Annotated in this window: 16 protein-coding genes and 3 pseudogenes; 4 read left to right on the plus strand and 15 right to left on the minus strand. The window is 70.1% G+C overall.

Annotation, left to right across the window (positions count from 1 at the left end):
- The first annotated feature begins 341 nt into the window (after nucleotides 1-341).
- Nucleotides 342-2,069 carry a putative Ig domain-containing protein gene (locus ABT369_RS50390; protein WP_350624514.1) on the plus strand — a complete coding sequence of 576 codons (1,728 nt, stop codon included), beginning with the start codon at nucleotides 342-344 and terminating at the stop codon, nucleotides 2,067-2,069.
- Between the two features lie 107 nt (nucleotides 2,070-2,176).
- Here the strand turns inward: ABT369_RS50390 and ABT369_RS50395 are convergent, their stop codons facing one another.
- From ABT369_RS50395 to ABT369_RS50425, 7 genes are read right to left on the minus strand one after another with little or no spacing between them, the layout of a single operon-like run.
- Nucleotides 2,177-3,013 (minus strand): hypothetical protein, encoded by an 837-nt coding sequence (locus tag ABT369_RS50395; protein ID WP_350624516.1) that lies wholly within the window; start codon nucleotides 3,011-3,013, stop codon nucleotides 2,177-2,179.
- 9 nt (nucleotides 3,014-3,022) lie between these two features.
- A complete protein-coding gene (locus tag ABT369_RS50400; protein WP_350624518.1) occupies nucleotides 3,023-4,372 on the minus strand; it encodes a GMC oxidoreductase in 1,350 nt (449 codons plus the stop codon).
- Nucleotides 4,345-5,523, minus strand: coding sequence for a glycosyltransferase family 2 protein (locus ABT369_RS50405; RefSeq protein WP_350624520.1), 1,179 nt, complete (start codon nucleotides 5,521-5,523; stop codon nucleotides 4,345-4,347). Before ABT369_RS50405 ends, ABT369_RS50400 begins: the two co-directional genes overlap by 28 nt.
- Nucleotides 5,520-6,260 carry a hypothetical protein gene (locus ABT369_RS50410; protein ID WP_350624522.1) on the minus strand — a complete coding sequence of 247 codons (741 nt, stop codon included), beginning with the start codon at nucleotides 6,258-6,260 and terminating at the stop codon, nucleotides 5,520-5,522. The genes ABT369_RS50405 and ABT369_RS50410 overlap by 4 nt, the downstream gene beginning before the upstream one ends.
- On the minus strand, nucleotides 6,257-7,546 hold the full coding sequence (locus ABT369_RS50415) for a PLP-dependent aminotransferase family protein (protein WP_350624524.1): 1,290 nt from the start codon (nucleotides 7,544-7,546) through the stop codon (nucleotides 6,257-6,259). The genes ABT369_RS50410 and ABT369_RS50415 overlap by 4 nt, the downstream gene beginning before the upstream one ends.
- Complete coding sequence (locus ABT369_RS50420; protein ID WP_350624526.1) at nucleotides 7,537-8,787, minus strand: PLP-dependent aminotransferase family protein; 1,251 nt, start codon at nucleotides 8,785-8,787, stop codon at nucleotides 7,537-7,539. The genes ABT369_RS50415 and ABT369_RS50420 overlap by 10 nt, the downstream gene beginning before the upstream one ends.
- Complete coding sequence (locus ABT369_RS50425; protein ID WP_350624528.1) at nucleotides 8,784-9,533, minus strand: class I SAM-dependent DNA methyltransferase; 750 nt, start codon at nucleotides 9,531-9,533, stop codon at nucleotides 8,784-8,786. The genes ABT369_RS50420 and ABT369_RS50425 overlap by 4 nt, the downstream gene beginning before the upstream one ends.
- 145 nt (nucleotides 9,534-9,678) lie before the next feature.
- On the opposite strand from ABT369_RS50425, the pseudogene ABT369_RS50430 reads away from it, so the two are divergent.
- Nucleotides 9,679-10,179: pseudogene (locus tag ABT369_RS50430) on the plus strand (transposase); the annotation flags it as partial.
- Here ABT369_RS50430 and ABT369_RS50435 read toward each other — a convergent pair.
- The 6 genes and pseudogenes from ABT369_RS50435 to ABT369_RS50460 all read right to left on the minus strand — a co-directional run bounded on the left by ABT369_RS50435 (nucleotide 10,073) and on the right by ABT369_RS50460 (nucleotide 15,318).
- A complete protein-coding gene (locus tag ABT369_RS50435) occupies nucleotides 10,073-11,332 on the minus strand; it encodes an ROK family transcriptional regulator (RefSeq protein ID WP_350624652.1) in 1,260 nt (419 codons plus the stop codon). The pseudogene ABT369_RS50430 and the gene ABT369_RS50435 sit on opposite strands and share 107 nt — an antisense overlap.
- A 189-nt stretch (nucleotides 11,333-11,521) precedes the next feature.
- Nucleotides 11,522-12,277: an aldo/keto reductase gene (locus ABT369_RS50440; protein ID WP_350624530.1), complete on the minus strand. Its 756-nt coding sequence runs from the start codon at nucleotides 12,275-12,277 to the stop codon at nucleotides 11,522-11,524.
- Nucleotides 12,270-13,361 carry a GDP-mannose 4,6-dehydratase gene (locus tag ABT369_RS50445; RefSeq protein ID WP_350624532.1) on the minus strand — a complete coding sequence of 364 codons (1,092 nt, stop codon included), beginning with the start codon at nucleotides 13,359-13,361 and terminating at the stop codon, nucleotides 12,270-12,272. The genes ABT369_RS50440 and ABT369_RS50445 overlap by 8 nt, the downstream gene beginning before the upstream one ends.
- 74 nt (nucleotides 13,362-13,435) lie before the next feature.
- Nucleotides 13,436-14,473: a class I SAM-dependent methyltransferase gene (locus tag ABT369_RS50450; protein ID WP_350624654.1), complete on the minus strand. Its 1,038-nt coding sequence runs from the start codon at nucleotides 14,471-14,473 to the stop codon at nucleotides 13,436-13,438.
- A gap of 6 nt (nucleotides 14,474-14,479) precedes the next feature.
- Nucleotides 14,480-14,866, minus strand: a pseudogene (locus ABT369_RS50455) (class I SAM-dependent methyltransferase); the annotation flags it as partial.
- Entirely contained in the window at nucleotides 14,758-15,318 is a 561-nt protein-coding gene (locus tag ABT369_RS50460; RefSeq protein WP_350624534.1) for an NUDIX domain-containing protein, read from the minus strand. The pseudogene ABT369_RS50455 and the gene ABT369_RS50460, both read right to left, overlap by 109 nt.
- A 576-nt stretch (nucleotides 15,319-15,894) precedes the next feature.
- On the opposite strand from ABT369_RS50460, the gene ABT369_RS50465 reads away from it, so the two are divergent.
- Nucleotides 15,895-16,098 (plus strand): hypothetical protein, encoded by a 204-nt coding sequence (locus ABT369_RS50465; protein ID WP_350624536.1) that lies wholly within the window; start codon nucleotides 15,895-15,897, stop codon nucleotides 16,096-16,098.
- 440 nt (nucleotides 16,099-16,538) lie between these two features.
- Here ABT369_RS50465 and ABT369_RS50470 read toward each other — a convergent pair whose 3' ends face one another.
- Both ABT369_RS50470 and ABT369_RS50475 read right to left on the minus strand, forming a co-directional pair.
- The gene (locus ABT369_RS50470; protein WP_350624538.1) at nucleotides 16,539-16,763 is read right to left on the minus strand and encodes a hypothetical protein; all 225 of its coding nucleotides are present in this window, start codon (nucleotides 16,761-16,763) and stop codon (nucleotides 16,539-16,541) included.
- Nucleotides 16,764-16,969: 206 nt separating this feature from the next.
- Nucleotides 16,970-17,083 (minus strand): annotated as a pseudogene (locus tag ABT369_RS50475) (RNA polymerase subunit sigma-70); the annotation flags it as partial.
- 227 nt (nucleotides 17,084-17,310) lie between these two features.
- Between ABT369_RS50475 and ABT369_RS50480 the strand changes: the two are divergent.
- The gene (locus ABT369_RS50480; RefSeq protein WP_350624540.1) at nucleotides 17,311-20,592 is read left to right on the plus strand and encodes a hypothetical protein; all 3,282 of its coding nucleotides are present in this window, start codon (nucleotides 17,311-17,313) and stop codon (nucleotides 20,590-20,592) included.
- The last annotated feature ends 3 nt before the right edge of the window (nucleotides 20,593-20,595 follow it).

Consider the following 20,595-nt stretch of genomic DNA (forward strand, 5'->3'; position numbering starts at 1 on the left):
CCGAGACCAATACCGAGACCGAGACCGTTACTGGGACCGAGACCGATACCGATACTGAGGTCACTGAGAACCCGCGGATTCGCTGTGCCCACAACGGTTTGCGGGCGGACGGATGTCGCGATTCCCCTTCTGGAAAACGTTGTAAGAACTTCTTTACAACGTCGTAAAATCGACAGTAACTTGGCTCGTGGAGCGCCGCTCGGCGCTCACCCGCCGTTCAAGGAGGAACGTTGTTACGCGTTCTGCAATTGCGGAGACACCCCCGAAGGGCCTCGGGCAGTCGCGCCCGGCTCCTCAAGCCAGTCGCATCCGTCGCGCTCGCTTCGGCGATGGTGCTGAGCATGTCGAGCGTGGCGCAGGCCGAGGACACGGTCGACCTGACCCCGGGTCCGCACGTCATCGCGGATCCCAACTCGCCGACGGGTTACACGGGCCACTTCGTGTACTACAACCCGACGGCGACAAGTGTGCGCTTCGCCGCCGACATCCTGTTGCGCAACTGGGCCGACCCCACCGACACCACCGTCTACCAGCCCCAGCAGTACCGATCCGGTCTGATGCGTGGTGGCGGCGGCTACGACGTGCAGATGACCAACGCCGGCAACGGCTACTGGGTCACCGACGTGCCGCTGGCGGCCGGGGCGAACCAGTACTGGTTCTACGTGAACAACGACACGAACCTGTGGGTGTCCGACCCGGCGAACTCGCCGATCTACGCCCCGGACGGCCTGACGGGCACCGCCCGGCGCGCCTTCAACAAGGTGTACGTGCCGTACGACGCCGTGAAGCAGAACTACGCGCCCTTGGCGGCGCGGCAGATCGAGCTTCTGCGGCCGAACGTCCCCCACGGCACGTGGGGCTATGCGCCGATCCAGATCGGCACGACCACGCGGACGCTGGGGGTCTACCTGCCGCCAGGGTACGACCCCAACCGTGCCAAGCCGTACAAGACGATCTACATGCAGCACGGCAGCGGCCAGGACCAGTCCGACTGGCTGAACATGGGCGACGTGCCGGTCATCATGGACAACCTGATCGCCGACGGGCAGACCGAGCCCGCCGTCGTCGTGACGACCAACACGAACTACCTCGGCAACTCCGCGCAGGGGTACCCCAACCTGCGCGACATCGTGATCCCGTTCGTCGAGAGCAACTACCACGTCTCGACGCAGGCGGTGGATCGGGCGTTCGCCGGTCTGTCGGCGGGCGCGGGTGTCACAGCCAGCCTCATCAACTTCGACGCGACGAAGTTCGGCTACTACGGGTTGTTCAGCGGCGGCGTCGGAGTCCGCAACACCACGCCGAACCTCGGGGTGCCCTACATCCTCTTCGGCGGCGGCGCATGGGACTTCGGGCTGCCCAACCCGAGCCAGGTGGCCGCGCTGACGAACGCGCACGTGAAGAATGTCGTCGTCGCCGGCGCGCACGACTTCAACACCTGGGACCAGCTGTTCACGATGTTCGCGCGGGACTACGTGTGGCAGCGCGGGGCGTGGGTGAACGGCGCCCCGGTGTTCGCCCCCGGTGGTGAGTCGCAGGCGGTCGACGAGAACCGGACGCTGTCGTTCGGTGTCGCGGCGACCGATCCTGACGGTGACGCGCTGACCTACTCGGCCAGCGGTCTGCCGGCGGGGGCGAGCTTCGATCCCGCGACGCAGCAGTTCTCGTGGACGCCGAGCTACAGCCAGGCGGGGACCTACACGGTCACCTTCACGGCCAGCGACGGCACCAAGTTCTACAGCCTGTCGGGGACCAAGCAGGTGACCATCACCGTGCGGGACGTCCCTGCCTGGCGTTCGTCCGCGGTGTACACCGAGGGCGACCACGTGAGCTACAACGGCTCGACCTGGCTGGCATCATGGTGGACCAGCAACCAGGCTCCGGGTGATCCGTACGGACCGTGGCAGGAGATCAAAGTCGCCGCCGACGGCACCGCGATCTGGACGCCGACGCGGATCTTCGTCGCCGGTGATGCCGTCGTCTACCAGGGCAAGCGCTACGTGGCACAGTGGTGGACCCGCAACCAGCAGCCCACGACGCCGTACGGTCCTTGGCGGCTCGCGTCCTGACCCAGCACGACCCAGCACGACCCGGCCGCGCCACCCCAGAGAGTGGCGCGGCCGGCCACGTTCTCTCAGATTTGCGCCATCCGACTATATGAATATGCGAACGTATGTCAGTCCGCGGACACCTGACCGACGCACAGTGTGAACTGGATCGGGAAGGCGCTCGGATCCGGCGGGTCGACGAACCCGAGCGACACCGCGGCGCCGCACTGCTGGAACAAGTCGCCGTTGCGGAAGCGGGTCCAGATGTGTTCGGTGGCGATGGACACCGGTAGGGCTGCGGCGAACCGGCCGCCCGGCTTCAGGCGGGTGCACACCGCCTCGACCAGAAGAGGCACGCACAGGTCGAACCGTTCGTGCCGGAGAAGGTCGGCGTACCGGGGGTGGGCCGCCAGGCGGTGCAGGGCCTGCGGCGGCAGCTCCGCACGCAGTACCCATGGCGGGTTGGCCACCAGGGTGTCGGCGCGGGGTCCCTCAGACGGGTCGAACGCGTCGCCCTCGTCGAGCCGGAACGGGGCGTCGTCGGGGCACAGGCGTTGCGCCAAACGGCCGCAGCGCACCAGGTCGGGGCTCTTCTCCAGCCCGGATCCGCCGCGCGTGGCGGCCAGGAGGGCGCCCATGCCGGCGGCCGGATCCACCACCGCGCCGCCCGACGGCACGTGCGCGGCGATGGCCGTGGCGAGGGAGTACGGGGACATGTACCGGCCCCAGGCGAGCCGTTCCGGTTCCGGCATCAGCGCGGCCTGCAGCATCGCCAGGCCGTCGTAGACACCGGCCGGGCCGGACAGTTTCGCCGCCTGCCGTAGGTCCGCGACGGCCGACGGTTCGTCGGTGCCGGACAGGGCACGCAGCAGGCTGTCCGCGTACCCGCCCAGGGAGCCGGCGAAGTACGTCCGGTGCAGTTCCGATCCGGGTCGCAGGCAGGAGAAGACAGGGTTGGTGGACATGTCCGTCCTTCAGGGCTTCAGGCTGCGCACCGTCGCGGCCGCGGATCGCAGCGCCAGGGCGACGCTGGTCAGGGTGGGGTTGCCGGCGGTCGAGGCGGACAGCACCCCGTTGCCGGCCACGAATAGATTCGGCACGCCCCATACCCGGCCGTGCGGGTCACAGACGCTGGTCCCGTCCGGGCGGCCACCCATCCGTACCGTCCCGGTCAGGTGCAGCGACGATCCGCGGGGCAACAGCCGGGGTTCGCCACCCGGCAGGACCCGATCGCCGAGGGCTCGCATGGCACGGCGGATGTCGTCGGTGGCCCCGCGAACCCGGCGGTGATCCTCGTCGCTCAGCGGGTAGGTGACGTGCGGGGGGTCGAACGTGAGGTGGTTGCCCGCGTCGATCACCGGCGGGACCAGCCAGCTCAGGCCTACCACCATCGCGTCGTCCTCGGCTCTCTGGTCGAACAGCATGACCTGGCCGTGGTACGGGTGGCGGTCGCCGTACGGCACCCAGAGCATTGCCGCGGTGCGGTCCCGGCCCCAGCGCGCGGGCACCCGGCTGCCCGGCCAGGCGACGGCGGCGAGCAACTGCAGGTGGTCGGCGGCGTATCGGCCCAGCGCGGCGGGGCGGATCCCGGAGTCCCAGAGCAACTGGGGTGTGCGCACCGCGTCCGCCGCTACCGCCACCGCACCCACCCGGATCTCGGTGTCGTTGAGGTGCGCGGCCACCACACGTCCGGCTCGCAGGATCAGGCGCCGGCATGCGGTCGACGACCAGATCTCGAACGACTCCACGTCGCCGAGGATGTCCGCCGGTCCGGTCCAGTGTGGACGGTCACCGGTGCGGGTCATCGCGGTGGGCATCATCGTAACACCCCGGTCCGGCGGCAGATCCGGGTACCCGGCCCGCAGCGCGTCCAGCAGCGCGTCGACCCGCGGCCACGAGTCGGGCCGAACCCGCAGCAGCCGCCGCGCCTCCGCCAGTGCGGCCGCCCACTCCGGTGCCGGGATGGCCGGTTCGCGTTCGGTCCCGTCGGGTGTCGGGGTGGCGCAGGTCCACGTGGTTCCCAGCCCGCCCGATTGGGTGGCCTGCGCGTATCCGGGCAGGTCGCTGTCCGGGCCGAATACCGGGCTGGTGGCCGGTCTCGGCTCGGCACCCGTCGCGTGTTGGCCGGTGTCGAAGACGGGCGGCTCCGGCGGCCCGGGCGGTTCCACGTTGTCGCGGTGCTGGCCGGTCCCCGCCGTACCGGCGTCCACCAGCAGGATCCGTACGCCGGGCGCCAGGGTGCGGACGGTACGCGCGATCGCGCACCCGACCGGTCCAGTTCCCACGACCAGCAGGTCTATTTCGTCGATTCGAGCCGCAGCCATTCCTCGGTCTCCTCGGTCAGTGCGGCGGCCTCGGCGAGCAGTTCGGCCCAGGCCGGGCTGAACACCTTCTGGTCGAACACCGGGTTGAGCAGCGCGAAACCGGGGAACGCCCGGACCAGCCGGCCGATCTCCGACCTGGTCCGGGACAGCATCCGGACCAGGTCGGGCAGGTCGCGGATGGTCTTCTGGTACACGTACGCACCCGGTGCCAGGCCGATCGCATCGAGTCCGGCGAACCAGCTCAGGTAGAAGGAGAAGAACACGTCCTCGGCGCGTAGCCGGGCGGCGAAGCCGTCCACGTCCTTCCACTGAAACGGGTTGCCGCGGTAGAGGCTGGCCTTGCCGTTGAAGTAGCGCCGTGGGCTGGCGCTCTCCGCGCGGTGGTCGGGTTCGCTGAACCGGCTGAACGAGTCGGCCGGCAGAGGCTCGGCGTGGGTCACCCACAGCCGGTCGTCGGCGACCAGGTGCGATTCGAGCGCGTCGAGCAGGCGCGGGTGCACGATGACGTCCGCGTCCAGTTTGCCGACGAAGCCGTCCATTGTGGACTGCGAAATGCCGGTCCGGAAGGCCGCGACGATTCCTGGCGGCGACGTCACGACCCGTACGTCCAGAGTGGACCCGGCGGCCAGGTCCCGGGCCACCTCCTCGGAGCCGTCGTTGCACCCGTTGACCACGACCACGAACTCCCGGGTGGAGTCCAGCTCGTTGGTGGCGTTCTCCAGGAACGCGAAGAACGTCGGCAGGTTGCGCCGCTCGTTGCGTACCGGAATGACCATCGTGGTCCGTTGCGCCGGCCCGTTGGACGTAACGGAACGCGCAACGGCAGGAGGCGCGGGAAGGCGTGGACCGGCGTGCGTGATCAGCACCTGACGCTCGGACGTGAGCGCGGCCGGCGCCGGGGCGACGTACCGGTCGCAGAAACCGGCGTCGGAAAGCGCTGCCGGGTCCACTGTGGACCCGAAGAACGCCACACCCCGGTCGTCCAGCACCCGCCGGCACTCCCGCAGCAGCACCGGATCGAACGGCCCGTCGAGACAACACAGCACGGTGACCGAAGCGGATCCGGCCGGCAGCACGGCGTCGTCGAACCGCAGCCCGGTCAACCACGGCACGCGCGGCGAACCGGATCGCAGCACCTGCACGGCGGTCATGCGGCACTCATCAGTTGATCCCGAGCCGCCTGCGCGTCCCGGACGGTGACCGGCGTCCGCGCACCCATCACCGCGTCGCCGACGCCGCCGATCAGCACATCCGGTCCGGTGGCCTGCACGCGCGGGGAGCTGAGCACGAGCGTCGCACCGGTCACGTCGAGGGGCACCACCGGCGCGTGGAACACCCCGGCCCGGATGGTGTGTATCTCCCCGCCGCCGACCACCCGGTGCTCGACCGCCCGGGCGAGAACCTGACTGCCGTCGGTGACCAGCGACTGGTAGCTGCCGGGCCGGTAGGCGACCGAGAACCGCCGGAACAGTTCCTCGTCGGACGCGACGCCCGTCGCCGGGCCGACGGAGTAGATGTTGTCGTGGTATTCGGTGAGCACCAGCGAGGTGATGTTCCACGCGTGGTCGTGGATGTCACCGTCGTGGATCGGCCCGAGATCGCCGCGCCCCTGGATGACCCGCCGCCGTGTCCCGGCCGGCCAGATGTGCAGCCGCAACGTGCCGAAGACCGGATGCGCACCCAACGGGTACACCATGAAGCCGGTCGGATGCCACCGCCCGTTCCGCCCGCACAACGATGGAATCACAACGTCCCGCACATGGTCGCCGACGCGGCGCAGCAAACGGGCCGATCCCTCGAAGAAGGCGTCCGGGTCGACCGGTGCGCCGCTCTCGTGCAGCAGAGGGTCGCCCGCGTCGACGATGCCGTGGTCGGTCAGCACGCTCATCCGAGCCACCCCTGTACCTCGGCGAGGTCGTCGAAGGAGTAGGCGACGCGGGGAAATCCGGCGTTCAACTCGGCGACCCGGCAGCGTACGTCGTCGCCGCGCAGCGCCCGGCTCAGCAGTGCGCCGACCTGACGCATCTCGTCCGGGCCCATGCCGGCGCGGGTGATCCGCTGGGTGCCGAGCCGCGCGTACACGCCGGCACCGAGGGTGCTGTCGAAGTTGAGCGATATCAGGTTGTCCACCAGGCCCGCGTACAGCGTGCGGTAGCGTTCGCCCTGATCGCCCATCAGCAGGTGCACCTGGTGGTTCTCCGACACCCGTCCGGTGTTGGCCCGGCGCAGCGTCCAGCCCTCATCCTCCAGGGCCGCGCCGAGAGCGTTGGAGTTGGCGACGATCTGCCTGGCGTAGGCCCGGCCGTACGCCTCCATCTCCAGGATGGTGATCGCGAGGGCGACCATGCTCCCGGTGTGCACACTGGACACCAGCCCGTTGTTGATGATGGTGGTGGCCCGCTGCGCCATTTCCGGGTCCCGGAACGCAATCAGGCCCTTCTGCGGTCCGGGCAGGGTCTTGTGGGTGTTGCCGACCAGCACGTCGGCGCCCTCCGTCAGCGGCGCCTGGAACAGGCCCCCCATGATCAGGCCGAGTGTGTGGCTGGCGTCGTAGATGATGACCGCCTCGTCGCCGAGCGCGGCGCGGATCTGCCGCAGGTTGTGCGGGTTCAGGTAGTAGGACACGTCCAGATACAGCGCCTTCGCCCCGGCCCGGTGGAAGTCTTCGGCGATCCGTTCGGCGTCGAAACGCAGATCGTCCAATCGGTACCTCGTGCTCAGGTGCCGCCGCCCGGTCCGCTGCACGATGACGGGGGTGGCGAAGTGGCCGCCGTGTCCGATGTCGACAGTCATCACGCCGTCGCCGGGCTCGGTCAGCGACAGGATCGCGCACATCATCGTGTGTACCCCGGAAAGGCATTTGAGGTTCACATCGGCGGCGTGCAGGAGCGTGCGCAGCGCGTCGGACGCGGCGTCCACCAGGTCACCGACGGCGGGCAGGCCGCGGAACGTGAACGGGCGGAAGTCCACGATGCCGAGGTCGTCGCCGCCGCCCATGAAGTAGTGGTCGGCCAGTGGCAGGGTGAGGCCGCGGCGGGCGGTCCGGGACAGCAGGCTCTCGTTGGCGGTCAGGTGCAGGAAATTGGCGGCTTCCCGGTCCATGGCCGCGATGCCGTTCAGGTGGCGCGCGATGGCGGGGGTGCGGTCCCGGATCCGGTCTTCGGTCATTGACATTGCGCGCACTCCTGATCGGTAGAACAGTCGAAGGAGAAGTGGACCCGCTGGTGTCCCAACGCGATCCGGGCCACCTCGGCGGAGACGTCCCGCCCGGATCCGGCCGCGAACAGCAGGTCCGCGATAGCGTCCAGGTGCTGCCCGGTCATGCCGCGCCGGGTCACCTCCTGGGTGCCGAGGCGGATGAACGTCCGCCGGCCCAGGCAGTTGTCGAAGCCGAGCGCGATGTTCGAGGCGGAGAACCGTCCGTAGAGCAGGCGGTGTTCGCCGAGGCTCTCGGACAGCACGTGTACCTGATGGGTGTCGGTGTGCGTGCCGGGTCCGGTCTGCCGCACCGGCCAGCCGCGGTCGGCTAGCGCGGCCGCGAGATGCCGGGCGTTCGCGACGGTCTGCCGTGCCAGGGCCTTTCCCCAGCGGTCGATCTCCAGGATTGTGACGCACAGGGCCGCCAGGGTCACCGGATGGTTGCTGGAGTAGAGACCACCACCGATGATCCCGTCGGCGTGGACCGCCAGATCTTTTTCCCGGTACGCGATGAGGCCGCGATGCGGTCCGGGCAGTGTCTTGTGCGTGTTGCCGCAGACCGCGTCGGCGCCGAGGGAGAGCGGGCTGGGCAGCGCGCCACCCATCACCAGTCCCAGGCTGTGGCTGATGTCGTAGACGAGCCGCACGTCGGGGCCCAGCGCGCGCCGGATCGCCCGGACGTCCTGCGGGCGCAGCTCATACGACCCGTCGAGGTAGAGCAGGCGCACCCCGTCGGCGCGCAGCCGTCCGGTGTCCACCAGCCAGGTCTCAGGATCGACGGGGGCGGGGACCCAGCGCCGCCCGCACCGGCGGACGATGTGCTGGGTGGCGTAGTGGCCGCCGTCGCCGACCTCCAGCGACATCACCGTGTCGCCGGGATCGGTGAGCGCGAGGATGGCACAGGTCATGGCGTGGATACCGGACAGGCAGTCGAGGTTGACGGCGGCGGCGTCCAGCATTCGGGCCGCGCGCCATCCGGCGGTGGCGACCAGCCGGGCCAGACCGGGACGGCCCCGCGACATGAACGGCGTGTACGGGTTGGTGACCACGGCGTCCGCGTCGCCGCCGCCGCTGAAGTACCGGTTGGCGAAGTCGGAGTCCAGGTAGCGGGCGGCGCTCCGGGACATCAGGCCCTCGTTCGCGGTCAACCACAGGGTGTGCCGGTCGCGTGCGGCGTCCCGGTCGACGGCGGCGAGGAGGTCGTCGAGTTCGTTCATGCGTCGTCCGACCGGTACACGGACACGTGGGAACGGCTGTCCCGGGTGAAGGGGCGCCGGTCGTAGCCGCCGACACGCCCGGCAAGCCGCAGCCCGCATAGCCGGGCCATCAGGTCCAGCTCGGACGGCGTGGCGTAGCGCAACCGGTACGGGAAGAGCCGGATGCCGCTGTCACCGATGTGCACCCGAGTCGCCCGGATCACCTGCTCGACCGGATCGTGCTCGGCAAGCTCGAACCGGACCGAGCCGGCGGCCATGTCCTCCAGGGACACGTTCTGGTCCTGCCGGTAGCGGGTGGCGTCCGGTACGAACGCCTCGACGACCACCCGGCCGCCCGGCGAGAGCAGCCGCGCCATCCGGGCGAAGCACGCGACCTGCGCATCCTGGGAGTCGAGCAGGAACAGCGAGGAGAACGCCACGTAGATCAGGTCGAAGCTGCCGGGCAGGTCGACGCACACCATATCGGCCTGTACGCCGGTGACGGTGCCGCCCTTATCCGTCAAGCGTTTCAGCATCAGCGGCGAGGTGTCGACTCCGGTCACGTCCAGGCCTTCGGCGGCGAGCGGGACGGCGATCCGGCCGGTGCCGACGCCGAGTTCCAGTGCCCGGCCGGACGGTGCGAGTTCCTTCAGGAACGCGACCGCCGCTGCGGTGTCCAGCCGGCTGTCGTACCAGTCGTCGTACACGTCAGCGTAGGTGTCGCCGTCGTACCTGCATTCGTCTGAGTCGATTTGGCGGGGCGGCATCGCCCTAGATTAGTCAGGGCCGCCGATGCCGCAGATCGCCCATAAAGGTGGCCGGTGATGCCGTTCATCCCCCTGTGACCGTGACCATGGGAGAGGAGATCGGTACGTACGGTCAGGTGATTCCCGGTCATGGCACGCCTCCCGGGTAGGCGCCGACATCGCACTCGCCGGCCAGCACCCCAAACCCATCTGGCTGTGGTGCTGCACGCCCGATCTGACCGCCGCCCAAGTCGACCTGCTCTGGCAGGCCTACCTGCGCCGCTTCGACCTCGAACACACCTTCCGGCTCCTCAAACAAACCCTCGGCTGGACCCGGTCCCGCCTGCGCGACCCGAACGCAGCCGACACGTGGACCTGGCTGATCCTCGCCGCCCACACACAACTACGACTGGCCCGCGGCCTCACCAACGACCTACGCCGCCCCTGGGCACGACCCGCCGACCCCACCCGACCCGAACGTCTCAGCCCCGCCCGGGTCCGGCCTCAGCGACGCGCCGGGCGGCGGCGACCGCGACGGCGCGGGTCGCCCGAGCCGCGGCTCAAGCGGGGGAGCTCACCTCGGCGACGCCCCGCTTGTCCGCGCCCGCACCATGGCGTCGCGCGTGCGCCCGTGCGGGCCGGGCGGGCGCCGCCATCGCATGGGTGAGCAGGTGCTGCGGGTTGGCCAGGAGCGGGGCGAAGCCGAGCTCGGCGGCCCCGACGAGTGTCGCGTCGTCACCCAGCGCCGAGGTGCGCAGTTGTACCCGCTCACGGGCCACCGGCAGGACGTTGCTTGCGATGCGGTGACGCACCTGCGCCATCGCGGCCGGATAGACGTCGCGCAGCATCCCGCCGAAGATCACCATGGCCGGGTTGAACAAGTTGATGAGATTGGCGACGCCGATGCCGAGCCAGTCCCCGATGCGCCGCACCGAGTCCAACGCGGCCGGATCGCCCCGGTCGGCGTCGTCGACGACGGCCCGCACGGCGTCACGGCCGAACTGCGTCGCCGGCCTCCCCGCCTTGTCGAGCAGGGCTCGCTCACCCACCTCGGCCTCGAAGCACCCCCGGGATCCGCAACCACAGGCCCGCCCGTCGTAGGGGTTGATCACCATGTGGCCGACCTCGCAGCCGTAGCCGCCGTCGCCGTCGAGCAGCTTGCCGCCGACGATGATCCCGCCGCCGACTCCCACATCGCCGTGCAGGTAGACGAGGTTCTGCAGTCCGATGCCGGCGCCGCGCTGCTGTTCGGCCATGGCGCCCAGGTGCGCCTCGTTGCCCACCGTCACCGGCAGGCCCAGGCCGAGCCGCCGGGAGAGCTCGGCGCCGAACGCCTGGTCCACCCAGCCGAGGTCAGGGCCGAAGCGCACCATGCCGTCAGCGGGCCGGATCATGCCGCAGTAGGACGCGCCGATCCCGACGCAGGCCGAACCGGGCGGCGCCGAGTCGTGCAGCCGACGGCCGAAGCGGGCTAGCACCTCGACGACCCGGTCGAGATCGGCTCCGGCCCTGGGCCGCACCGCTTCGAGCCGGTCGGTCACGGACCCTCCCAGACCCACCCTGGCCGCGGTCACCCGGTCCACGGCCACATCGAAGGCCAGCACGTGGACCCGGTCACGCTCGGGGCGCACCACCAGCGACGGGCGCCCCGGCCGGCCGGTCTCGGCCGGCGTCTCCTGGCGGACCAGTCCGGCAGTGAGCAGCTCGGCGGTCAGGGACATGATCGTGCTGCGGTTCAGGCCCATCCGCTCGGCCAGCACCGTGCGGGAGACCGCCCCGTCGAGATGGACGTATCGCAACAGGATGCCGAGGTTGGGCATTGGATCCTGTAGAGCCACGCGAACCTCCGACATCTGCTCGGACGGTCACCGGCGGAGCCCGCGTCAGGACCGGCGGGCGCCGCACGCCAGGGCTCCAGCGTACCGAGAACCCCGCCGACGCGGGCGCGCGCGGCTGCCCGTCCGCATCCGCGCCGGCGTCGGACCGAGCCCCGGGGCGGGCGGTCCGGGTCAGTCGACCTCTGTGGTCGCCGGGTCGTCGGCGATCTCGGTCCCGTCCAGGCCGGATATCGCGTCGATCTCCGCGGGCGTGAGGCTGAAGTCGAAGACGTCGATGTTGGCGGCCAACCGGTCAGGGCGCACCGATTTGGGCAGTGGGCTCAGGCCGTGTTCCAGGTGCCATCGCAGCACGACCTGGGCCGGCGTCTTGCGGTGGCGCTCGGCACTGTCCTGGACCACCCGCTCGGCGAGCAGGTCGCCCTGGCCCAGCGGTCGCCACGTCTGCAGTGCGATCCCGTGCTCCGCGGCGTACGCGCGGGACGCCCGCTGCGTCACCCGCGGGTTCAGCTGGATCTGGTTCACCGCCGGCCCGACGCCCGTCTCGGCGACGATGCGGTCGATGTAGGTCGGCGTGAAGTTCGAGACGCCGATCGCCTTCGTACGCCCGTCGCGGAGGATCCTGACGAGGGCTTTCCACGTTTCCACGTAGAGGCCCCGCCCGGGCATCGGCCAGTGGATCAGATACAGGTCGAGGTAGTCCATGTCGAGGCGGTCCAGTGTCTCGTCGAAGGCCTTCAACGTGCGGTCGTATCCGTGATCACGGCCGCGCACCTTGGAGACGATGAAGAACTCCTCCCGCGGTGTGCCCGAGCCGTGGACCCCCTGGCCCACCCCTCGCTCGTTCTGGTATAGAGCCGCCGTGTCGATCATCCGGTAGCCGAGGCCGGCGGCCACCGGAATGGTGTCCGCGGCATCGGCGTCAGTCATCGTCCACGTGCCGAGGCCCAGGTACGGCATCGTGAGGCCGGAGCCCAGCGTCGTAGTCGGGACGTTGGTGGCGCCCATCGTCAGAGGTCCTCCTTGTCGAGGCTGAGGCCTCCCGGCTCGAGTCGGCCAGGTCGGCATCGACCATCGTCTCGATGAGGGAGCGGAAGTCGCCGCGCGGCTTCCAGCCGAGGCGTTCCCGGGCCCGCGTGGCGTCGCCGATGAGCAGGTCCACCTCGGCGGGGCGGAAGAGGTTCGGGTCCTGCCGGACATGGCGCTCCCAGTCCGCGATGCCCACCCGGTTGAAGGCGATGCCGAGCAGATCCCGGATCGAGTGCGTCTCGCCGGTGGCGATCACATAGTCGTCCGGCTCGTCCTGCTGGAGCATCAACCACATCGCCTCGACATAGTCGCCGGCGAAGCCCCAGTCCCGGCGCGAGTCGAGGTTGCCCAGGACGAGCTCGCTCTGCAGCCCGAGCGCGATGCGGGCCGCCCCGCGCGTGACCTTGCGGGTGACGAACTCCTGGCCCCGGCGTGGGCTCTCGTGGTTGAACAGGATCCCCGAACACGCGTGAGCACCGTAGGATTCGCGGTAGTTGACGGTGATGTAGTGGCCGAACGTCTTCGCAACGCCGTACGGCGAGCGCGGATGGAACGTCGTGGTCTCGGTCTGCGGCACCTCGTGGACCTTGCCGAACATCTCCGAGCTCGACGCCTGGTAGAAGCGGACCTTCGACATGTCGTTCTGGGTGTGGATGCGGACCGCCTCGAGGATCCGCAGCACTCCCATCCCGGTGATCTCGCTGGTGAGTTCGGCCTGGTTCCAGGACATCCCCACGAAGCTGATTGCTGCGAGGTTGTAGACCTCGTCGGGTTGGGCGACCTCCAGGGCCGCGATCAGGCTCGGCAGGTCGCGGAGGTCGCCGTCCACGAGGCGGATCGGCGGTACGGCTCGTCGCACGGCGGGGGCTTTGGGGTTCTGCTGGCCCCGGACCAGGCCGAAGACCTCGTATCCCTTCGCCGTCAGGAACTCGGCGAGGTACATGCCGTCCTGTCCGGTGATTCCCGTAATGAGCGCACGTGGCACTGGAACTCCTCAAGGGAGCCGGCTGGTCGACTCCCGCTTCGACGGTCGCCCGCGGCCCCGATGCCGGGGCCCGGTCAGGCGCTCACGACTTCCAGATCCGGCAGCGGGAAGATCAGCCGACCGCCGGCCCGCAGGTAGTCGCGCTCCCGGTCGATGAAGACGTCCCGGAAGAACCACGGCGCCACGAGCATGTACTCCGGATGGTCGGCGCGGGCCTGCTCCTCGGAGATGATCGGCACGCCGATGGAGGCGATCTTCCGTCCGATCTTGGCGGCCTGCCGCTCCACCGCGAACGGCAGGTCGTCCACGGTCAGGCCGGCGGCCTGCCAGATCGTTCCGCCCCGCGTGCTGGCGCCGTAGATGTAGCAGCGCTGACCGGCGGCGTTGATCTTGTCAATGAGCCGGCGCAGGTCGTCGAACGCCGTGCGCACCCGCACGGCGAACTTCGCCCACGCGTCGGGCCGATCGAGGTGGGCCCGCGCCTCGTGCTGCCGCTGGGCCGCCACCGCCGGGCTGACCGGCCGGCTGCCGCGGCGGGACACCACCGTACGGAAGGAGCCACCGTTCACGCTCGACAGCAGCACATCGTTGACCTCCAGGTCGTGCCGGTGGAGCAGGTGCTCCAGGGCGGCCAGCGTCCAGTAGGTGATGTGCTCGTGGCAGACGTTGTCGACCGCCCCGAGTTCGAACATGGTCAGTGCGTAGTTCTGCTGGATCACCCAGATCCCGTCCGGCGCCAGGACGCTTGCCACGTCGGCCACGAACCCGTTCGGGTCGTCGAGGTCGTAGAACATCGAGATGCTGGTGATGACGTCGAACGCTTCGTACGTCGTGCTGGTCCCGCCCGACACGAACCGCCGCGGGTCGAAGAAGTCCACGACAATGCGGTCGGCGTGCCGCCGTGACTCCGGTTCGAACGTCGCCACCGGGTCGACCCCGACCCGGTGGATGTGCTCGGGCACGAATGACAGCAGGGTGCCGTCGTTGCAAGCGATGTCGAGCCACCACCGCGCGCCGCGATGTCGCCGCAGGGCGTCGTCCACGACGCTGCGCAGGTCTTCGCGGATCGCCTCGTTGACCCCGGACCGGAAGCCGTACCGGTCGTGGTACATCAACGCTCGTGGGGTCGTGTCGCGGAGCTGGACCAGCCCGCACCGCCGGCACAACATCAGCACCAGTGGCCACTGCGGCGGTCGGCGGTCGTCGTCTCGGAAATCGCTGAGGTACTGGTTGCCGAGGTCAAGGATTTCGGTCAGGCCGGAGGTTTGACAGGAACGGCAGTTCACACGATGCCTCCAGGAATCAGCGAATGTGTCGAGCGCCTCCGACGGGCGTTCGCAGGGCGCGGCCGGGTCGTCGGCGGCTGTCTTCGAAGAGCCGGAATCGGGCCCTCGAGCTATGCCGCCGGCAACAGGCCAGCGTTCTTCAAGACGATGGGAAGGAAGGGGTGGAGCTGTTCGGATCCCGATACGCAGAAATCGCGCAGCTCGACCGGGGAATACCATCGAATCCAGGCATGGGTGTTGTCCGCGGCGCTGAGGGATGAAGCCTCGCTGTCGCTGCATTCGTATTTCATCAAGGTGAGGAGGGTCTGGAATCCGTGCTCCTCGGGCGGCGCGGTTCTGGTTCCCCACATGACGTTGTAAACGTTGTCCACCACCAGCCGGTCCCGGTCGACGTCGAGACCGACCTCGCGGGAGAGACCCCGCACAGCAGTGTCGATGAGGGTCTCGCCCAGTTTCATGCGGCCGCCGAAGACCCAGAACATGTCGCGCAATGGCATGTCTTTGCGGTATCCCAGCAGGACGTCGCCCCGGCTCGTATGGACGATCACATCGACGTTGGCCTGCACCATATTGTCCAGTGCGCGCCCATAATCGGTTTCCGATAGACCGAAGTCCGGGACGTCGCGGGTCGTAAAATTGTCCTCGACAAGCTCGTGGACGACAGCTTCCAATGCTCTACTCCCTGCCTGGGTCGTTAGGCGAGCTGAACCTGACCAGCGTCAAAAGGAGGATGAGGCAGCGCTGCCACCGTGCCCTTTCACGTGACGGACGCCATGGGCTCCCATCACGATCAGCGCTTGCGTACCAGTCTTGCAGGTGTGTCGGTGGCGTGCAATCCCGGCCGCTTCCAGATTTGTTGCGGACAATGACAAATAGAGTTGACCAAGTCCGAAGCGGTGGGCCCTCATCGGGCATGATTCGCACTCTATCCAGCGATAACGTGTGCGTTCTCAAGTGATGTTGCCGGGGCCGGATACGAGGTCGAGGATTTTTTCACCATATGGAGCGGGGCGCCGCCGGCGTCGTGGTCACCGTAGTCGGGCAAGGTTCGACGCCGGCGGCGCTCAGCGCATCGATGCTGCCGGGGACGCTGGTCGTCGCCTCATCCCGGTCGCGGTCGCGGACAGCACAGCGCCGAACGCGGCGAAGTCGACCAGGTGCGCGGCGATGTCCGCGGGGCGCTCGGCACCAGGGCGTTGTCGGCGAGCAGGCCGAACAACGGCCAGCCGAGCATGGAGCCGGCCAGGGTGGCCAGCAGCCTGCGACGGGGAGCAGACAGGGGATGGCGGCTGTCCAACGGCGGCATAGCGCTGCGGATGCGGTTCGAGCGCACCGGCCGGAGCACTGACGTGGACGAGGCGGTCGATGTCCACGAGCGGGTGGCGCCCTACTCAGGCGACGAATTCGAGTGCGCTGGCATCGACGCTGACGGGCCGGTCCGTGGCGGCTGAGACGGGCCGCCAGAGCCACGCCGACGACGACGAAGACCGCCAGCGCGACCCGGTACGGTCTGCGGCCCGGCCGCAGCTCCCGCTCCTGACGCGCTGACGCTGGACGACGTCATGGGCTTGCCGTCGTGCTGCGCCCCGCGCTCGATCGTCGTGGACCTGCGCGGCGCTGGCGGCCGGACGGGCGACTGCACTGGGACGACACAACCCGGTGTTCGTCGACACCGGGCTGGGCGAGTCGTTCCGGCCGCCGAAGCGCGCCGTGGTGAACGTGGCGGCGAAGCTGTTCGCCGCGCCGGTCGAGCCGGTCATCGCGCGGACGGCTGCCTCAGCGCCGTCCGCGACCGGATCGCGGCCCACGACGCCTGGCCCCGGCCGGCCGGGGCGTGACCTTGCGGTCGCGAACCGACCGGCCGGGGCCGGGCCGCCGGGCCGGACGCTCGTCAGATTTCCGGGCCGATAACCGACGGCGCCGGGGCGTCGTGGGTGGTAACCCCGGTCACCGTCGGGCCGGGCGGGTAGGCGTCGTTGGTGGTGACGCCGGTCGCCGTCGGGCCCGGCGGGAAGGTGGCGCCGTGGACGATGATGCCGGCCTGGGCGGGGCCGGCCAGGCCGACGACCGCGAGCAGAAGGCCGGCGAGGACTGCGCCGGCGCGGCTGAGCGTCATGTGTACCTCCGTGATGGATGTCGTTGCGTTGGAAGCATGGTGGCCGCCATCCCGGCCCGCGCGCCTGAGCAAGCGGTGCTCATCATGACGGCGGTATTGCTCAGGGACACAATGTCGCGCATCGGTATGTGACGGGGAGGTGCCGGTCGGCGTCCACCGGCGAGACCCGGCGGCGAGCGTCGCCAATAGTCATGGACACCTTCCGCCTCCTGCACGGCGTCCTCGGCCTCGGCCGCGAACCCGGGCATGCGGTAGGCGATGGCCTCCAGGCGCCGCCGGGATGCCTCGAAGCGCTCGACGTCCGCCGTGGTCAGGGCCATGCCGCGACGGTAGCCCCGGCCGGACGCGCGTTGGTAACTGTCGAGGGTGCGACAGCCGTGCGGTGAACCGGCCCTGGCCACCGCCTCGGCGCCCTGCTCAGGGGCCCGGTGTCGGGCGCGTCACAGGTACCCGGGGCGGCCCGGGTGAGTATCCCTTGCTCAGGCCGTCCCGGCCGGGCGCGGGTTGGCTGGTTGCGGCAAGAGACCAGCGGACCTGAGGAGACGCGATGGAGGAGCAACAGCGGCGGGCGCGGCGCGGACTGACCCGCCGCCGGGTCGTCGGCTACGGGCTGCAGGCGGGCGCCCTGGCCGCGCTGGCCGGCGCCGGCCTGGACGGCGACGGCACAGCACCGCTCGTGAAGACCTCCGCCGACCCCGGCGCGCCGAGCTTCTCGCGCGTGCTGCGCCGCCGTGAGGACCAGCTCAACCTGCGCTTCGACACCTACAACCTGACCCTGTCCCGGCCGGCGAGCGGGCCCGTGCTGCTGCGCATCGACCCGGCCGCGCCGGCCTACGTCGTGGTCGTCTTCCCGCCGCAGCACCTGCAGGAGCAGGCGTTCCGGGAGCCCGACCCGACCGGCGCGGGCGCCGCCGACGCCCCGGCGTGGCCGGTCGCGACGCGGCTGTCCGCGGCGAGCCGGCTCGCCTTCGAGGTGCCGCCGACGATGGCGGCGATCCCGTTCGACGACACGACGATGCTCACCTGGGGCCAGTTCGCGCTGAAGGTGGCGCCGGCCGCGCTGCCGCGCGACACGCCCGCCGGTGGGCCGCTGCCGATCACCGCGCCGGGATTGCAGGAGACGGCGATCGAGGTACCGTGGCGCCTGCTGCTGTCACCGCACGCGCAGGCCGGATGGGCGCACGCCACGCAGCCGGCGGAGCACGGCGGCCGCACCGAGCTGTGGCACACCCGCCTCGGCGTGGCCAAGGCCGACGGGACCGTCGACGAGCAGGGCGGCGAGCGCACCGTCCGGGCGCTGTGGGCGACCGACCCCGACTTCCCGGCCTGGCTGCTGCCGGCCGGCAGCCCGGGCGCGAAGAGCGCGCCCGACGGCGCGACGATCCCGGCCCCGGGCCTGCCGTTCCGGGCGTCGCTCACGCCCCGGGACCGGCTGCAGATCGTGCGGGCCACCGCCGACTACGCGATCGCCGGGTACACGCCGCAGCCGATCGACGTGCGGCGGCTCGTGCTCACCCCGCAGGGCGCCTCGGCCGATCTGCAGGGCTCCTGGAACCCGCCGGCGAACGTACTGTCCATCCTGGACTGGAAGCACCGCACCACGCTGGGCCGTGACATGAACGTCCGGGTGGTCAGCCGCGGGTACCTGCTGCCCTTCGGTCACCAGGCGGCGCTGGTCACGGTGACCGAGCGGCGCATCGCCGGCACGCCGGGCGGCAAGCGCGCCGCCTACCTGCGGCAGCGCTCGTTCCTCGTCGTCCGCCGGCGCAGCCAGGCCTTCGCCGGCTTCGCCCAGGCCGACGGGGGCCGCGGCCTGCCGTTCCAGCGCATCGACCTGCTGACCTCGATCACGCCCGACCTCGACCCGGCGACCGCGTTCGTGCCGGCCCTCGGTGGCGCGGCGTTCCTGCCCAAGGTGGGCGGGGCACCGTACCAGTTCAGTTTCACCGGCATCGACCACGTGGGACGGGCGGTGGACTTCACCGCGCCGGCCGTGTTCGTCGACTCCACCATCGCGTTCGCCGAGGCCTCGGCCGGCCAGGTCCGCGCCGCCTACAACGCGCTCGCGGCGAGCGACCCGATCCGCCGCCGGCCGCTGAACGGCCAGACGATGGGGCTCGCCCCCAGCGCCGAGCCGGGCGACACCGACGTGCAGGCCGTCGCGCTGACCTTCGCCGCCCAGGCGCCGGTCGCCGGCCCGGCCGACGCGCAGTTCCTCGCCCACGACCAGCCGCGCTGCCACCCGGTGCTCTCCGGCGCGACGATCCGGCTGGCCGCGGCCGAGCACCTCGGCGGCGCCGACCTCGGGCCGGTCGACCTCGAGGTGGACCAGCGGTACCTGAAGTACGGCTTCGGCGCCCAAAACGCCGGCCAGGTGTTCGCCGCACTGGTCAAGCCGGTCGGCTTCGGCATCGGCTCGGACCGCGGCGGGCCGCTGACCCCGGGCCTGAGCATCACCATGCTTTCCCGGCTCTTCGGCCCGGCCGGCGGCGACCCGGCCACGCTCGCCGGCGGCACCGTCGACACGCCCGCCATCCTGGCCGCGGCCCCCAACGATCCGCAGATCCTGGGCGGGATCAAGCTCAGCGACGTCGTGCAGCCGGTCTCGGTCACCGACGGCGCCACCGGGACCGGCGCGATGGCCCTGCGCAGCAGCGACGGCTTCGGCCCGGTGCCGATCGACGGCCCGCACAACAGCGAGGCGCAGACGTTCTCGCTGCGCCCCAAGCTGCGCGAGGGCGACCCCCTGGGCATCCTGAAGTTCACCGACACCACGTACTGCGAGATCGACATCACCGTCGCGTCGGACCCGGCGAATCCCGCCGAGAAGCACTTCACGTTCAAGGCGCTGCTGCTCAACCGCGAGCCGTGGAACCTCGTCAAGGACCTGCCGGACGGCGACCAGACCCAGCCGCAGCCGGCGCTGGACAACAAGCCGGCGTTCACGCTGCGGCTGCTTGGCGACATCGAGAACTTCCTGGAGATCGACTTCCAGCGGTTCGTGTTCCAGGCCGAGACCGGCAAGGACACCGTCGTCGACCCGTCGATCGGGGACGTGCGGTTTAAGGGCGTGCTGCAGTACATCCAGAAGCTCGCCGACAAGATGAAGTCGGTGACGCCGGCGGGCCAGCCGAAGCCGGGCGTGCTCGTGCACAAGCTCGACGACCGGATCGAGGTCGGGCTCAAGGCGACCCTGCCGCCGCTGACGGTCGGCGTGTTCACGCTGAAGAACATCATGTTCGGCATGGGCGTGGTCCTGCCGCTCATGGCGGTGGGCAACCAGAACGGCCCGCGCCCGGTCCGGTTCCTGTTCCACTTCGCCGAGCGGGAGAACCCGTTCCTGCTGTCGGTGTACTGCTTCGGCGGCGGTGGCTACCTCACGATGGGCGTGGGCACCGACGGCATGGAGTTCTTCGAGGTGGCGCTCGAGTTCGGCGCGCACCTGGAGGCCGACTTCGGCGTGGCCAGCGGCAACATCGAGGCGATGGCCGGCATCTACCTGCGCCTGGACATCGACCCGCACGGCAAGCAGGCCCTGCAGCTGACCGGCTACGTGCGGATGCACGGCGGCCTGACCGCCTTCGCCGGCATCGTCTCGCTCTCCATCGAGATGTACCTCGGCCTGACCTACCAGTCGCAGGGCAACAAGATGATCGGCCAGGCGACGCTCACCGTCGAGGTGCAGGTCGGCTTCTTCAACGCCAGCGTCAGCCTGCACGCGGAGAAGAAGTTCCGCGGCGACGAGGCCGACCCCACCTTCCTGGACCAGATGCCCGCCCAGAGCTACTGGGACGACTACGCCAGCGCGTTCGCGCCGATCGGAGCCTGAGAC

It is taken from the genome of Dactylosporangium sp. NPDC000244 (genome assembly GCF_040300725.1).
Lineage (GTDB): Bacteria > Actinomycetota > Actinomycetes > Mycobacteriales > Micromonosporaceae > Dactylosporangium.

Excerpts from the sequence above, each read along its gene's own strand:
- ABT369_RS50435 (WP_350624652.1), bottom strand. The coding sequence starts at position 11,332 with ATGCCCAACCTCGGCATCCTGTTGCGATACGTCCATCTCGACGGGGCG.
- ABT369_RS50480 (WP_350624540.1), top strand. The coding sequence starts at position 17,311 with ATGGAGGAGCAACAGCGGCGGGCGCGGCGCGGACTGACCCGCCGCCGG.
- ABT369_RS50390 (WP_350624514.1), top strand. The coding sequence starts at position 342 with ATGTCGAGCGTGGCGCAGGCCGAGGACACGGTCGACCTGACCCCGGGT.
- ABT369_RS50425 (WP_350624528.1), bottom strand. The coding sequence starts at position 9,533 with ATGCCGCCCCGCCAAATCGACTCAGACGAATGCAGGTACGACGGCGAC.
- ABT369_RS50470 (WP_350624538.1), bottom strand. The coding sequence starts at position 16,763 with ATGACGCTCAGCCGCGCCGGCGCAGTCCTCGCCGGCCTTCTGCTCGCG.
- ABT369_RS50400 (WP_350624518.1), bottom strand. The coding sequence starts at position 4,372 with ATGGCTGCGGCTCGAATCGACGAAATAGACCTGCTGGTCGTGGGAACT.
- ABT369_RS50450 (WP_350624654.1), bottom strand. The coding sequence starts at position 14,473 with ATGTACCACGACCGGTACGGCTTCCGGTCCGGGGTCAACGAGGCGATC.
- ABT369_RS50420 (WP_350624526.1), bottom strand. The coding sequence starts at position 8,787 with ATGAACGAACTCGACGACCTCCTCGCCGCCGTCGACCGGGACGCCGCA.
- ABT369_RS50440 (WP_350624530.1), bottom strand. The coding sequence starts at position 12,277 with ATGACTGACGCCGATGCCGCGGACACCATTCCGGTGGCCGCCGGCCTC.
- ABT369_RS50410 (WP_350624522.1), bottom strand. The coding sequence starts at position 6,260 with ATGAGCGTGCTGACCGACCACGGCATCGTCGACGCGGGCGACCCTCTG.
- ABT369_RS50415 (WP_350624524.1), bottom strand. The coding sequence starts at position 7,546 with ATGTCAATGACCGAAGACCGGATCCGGGACCGCACCCCCGCCATCGCG.
- ABT369_RS50395 (WP_350624516.1), bottom strand. The coding sequence starts at position 3,013 with ATGTCCACCAACCCTGTCTTCTCCTGCCTGCGACCCGGATCGGAACTG.
- ABT369_RS50405 (WP_350624520.1), bottom strand. The coding sequence starts at position 5,523 with ATGACCGCCGTGCAGGTGCTGCGATCCGGTTCGCCGCGCGTGCCGTGG.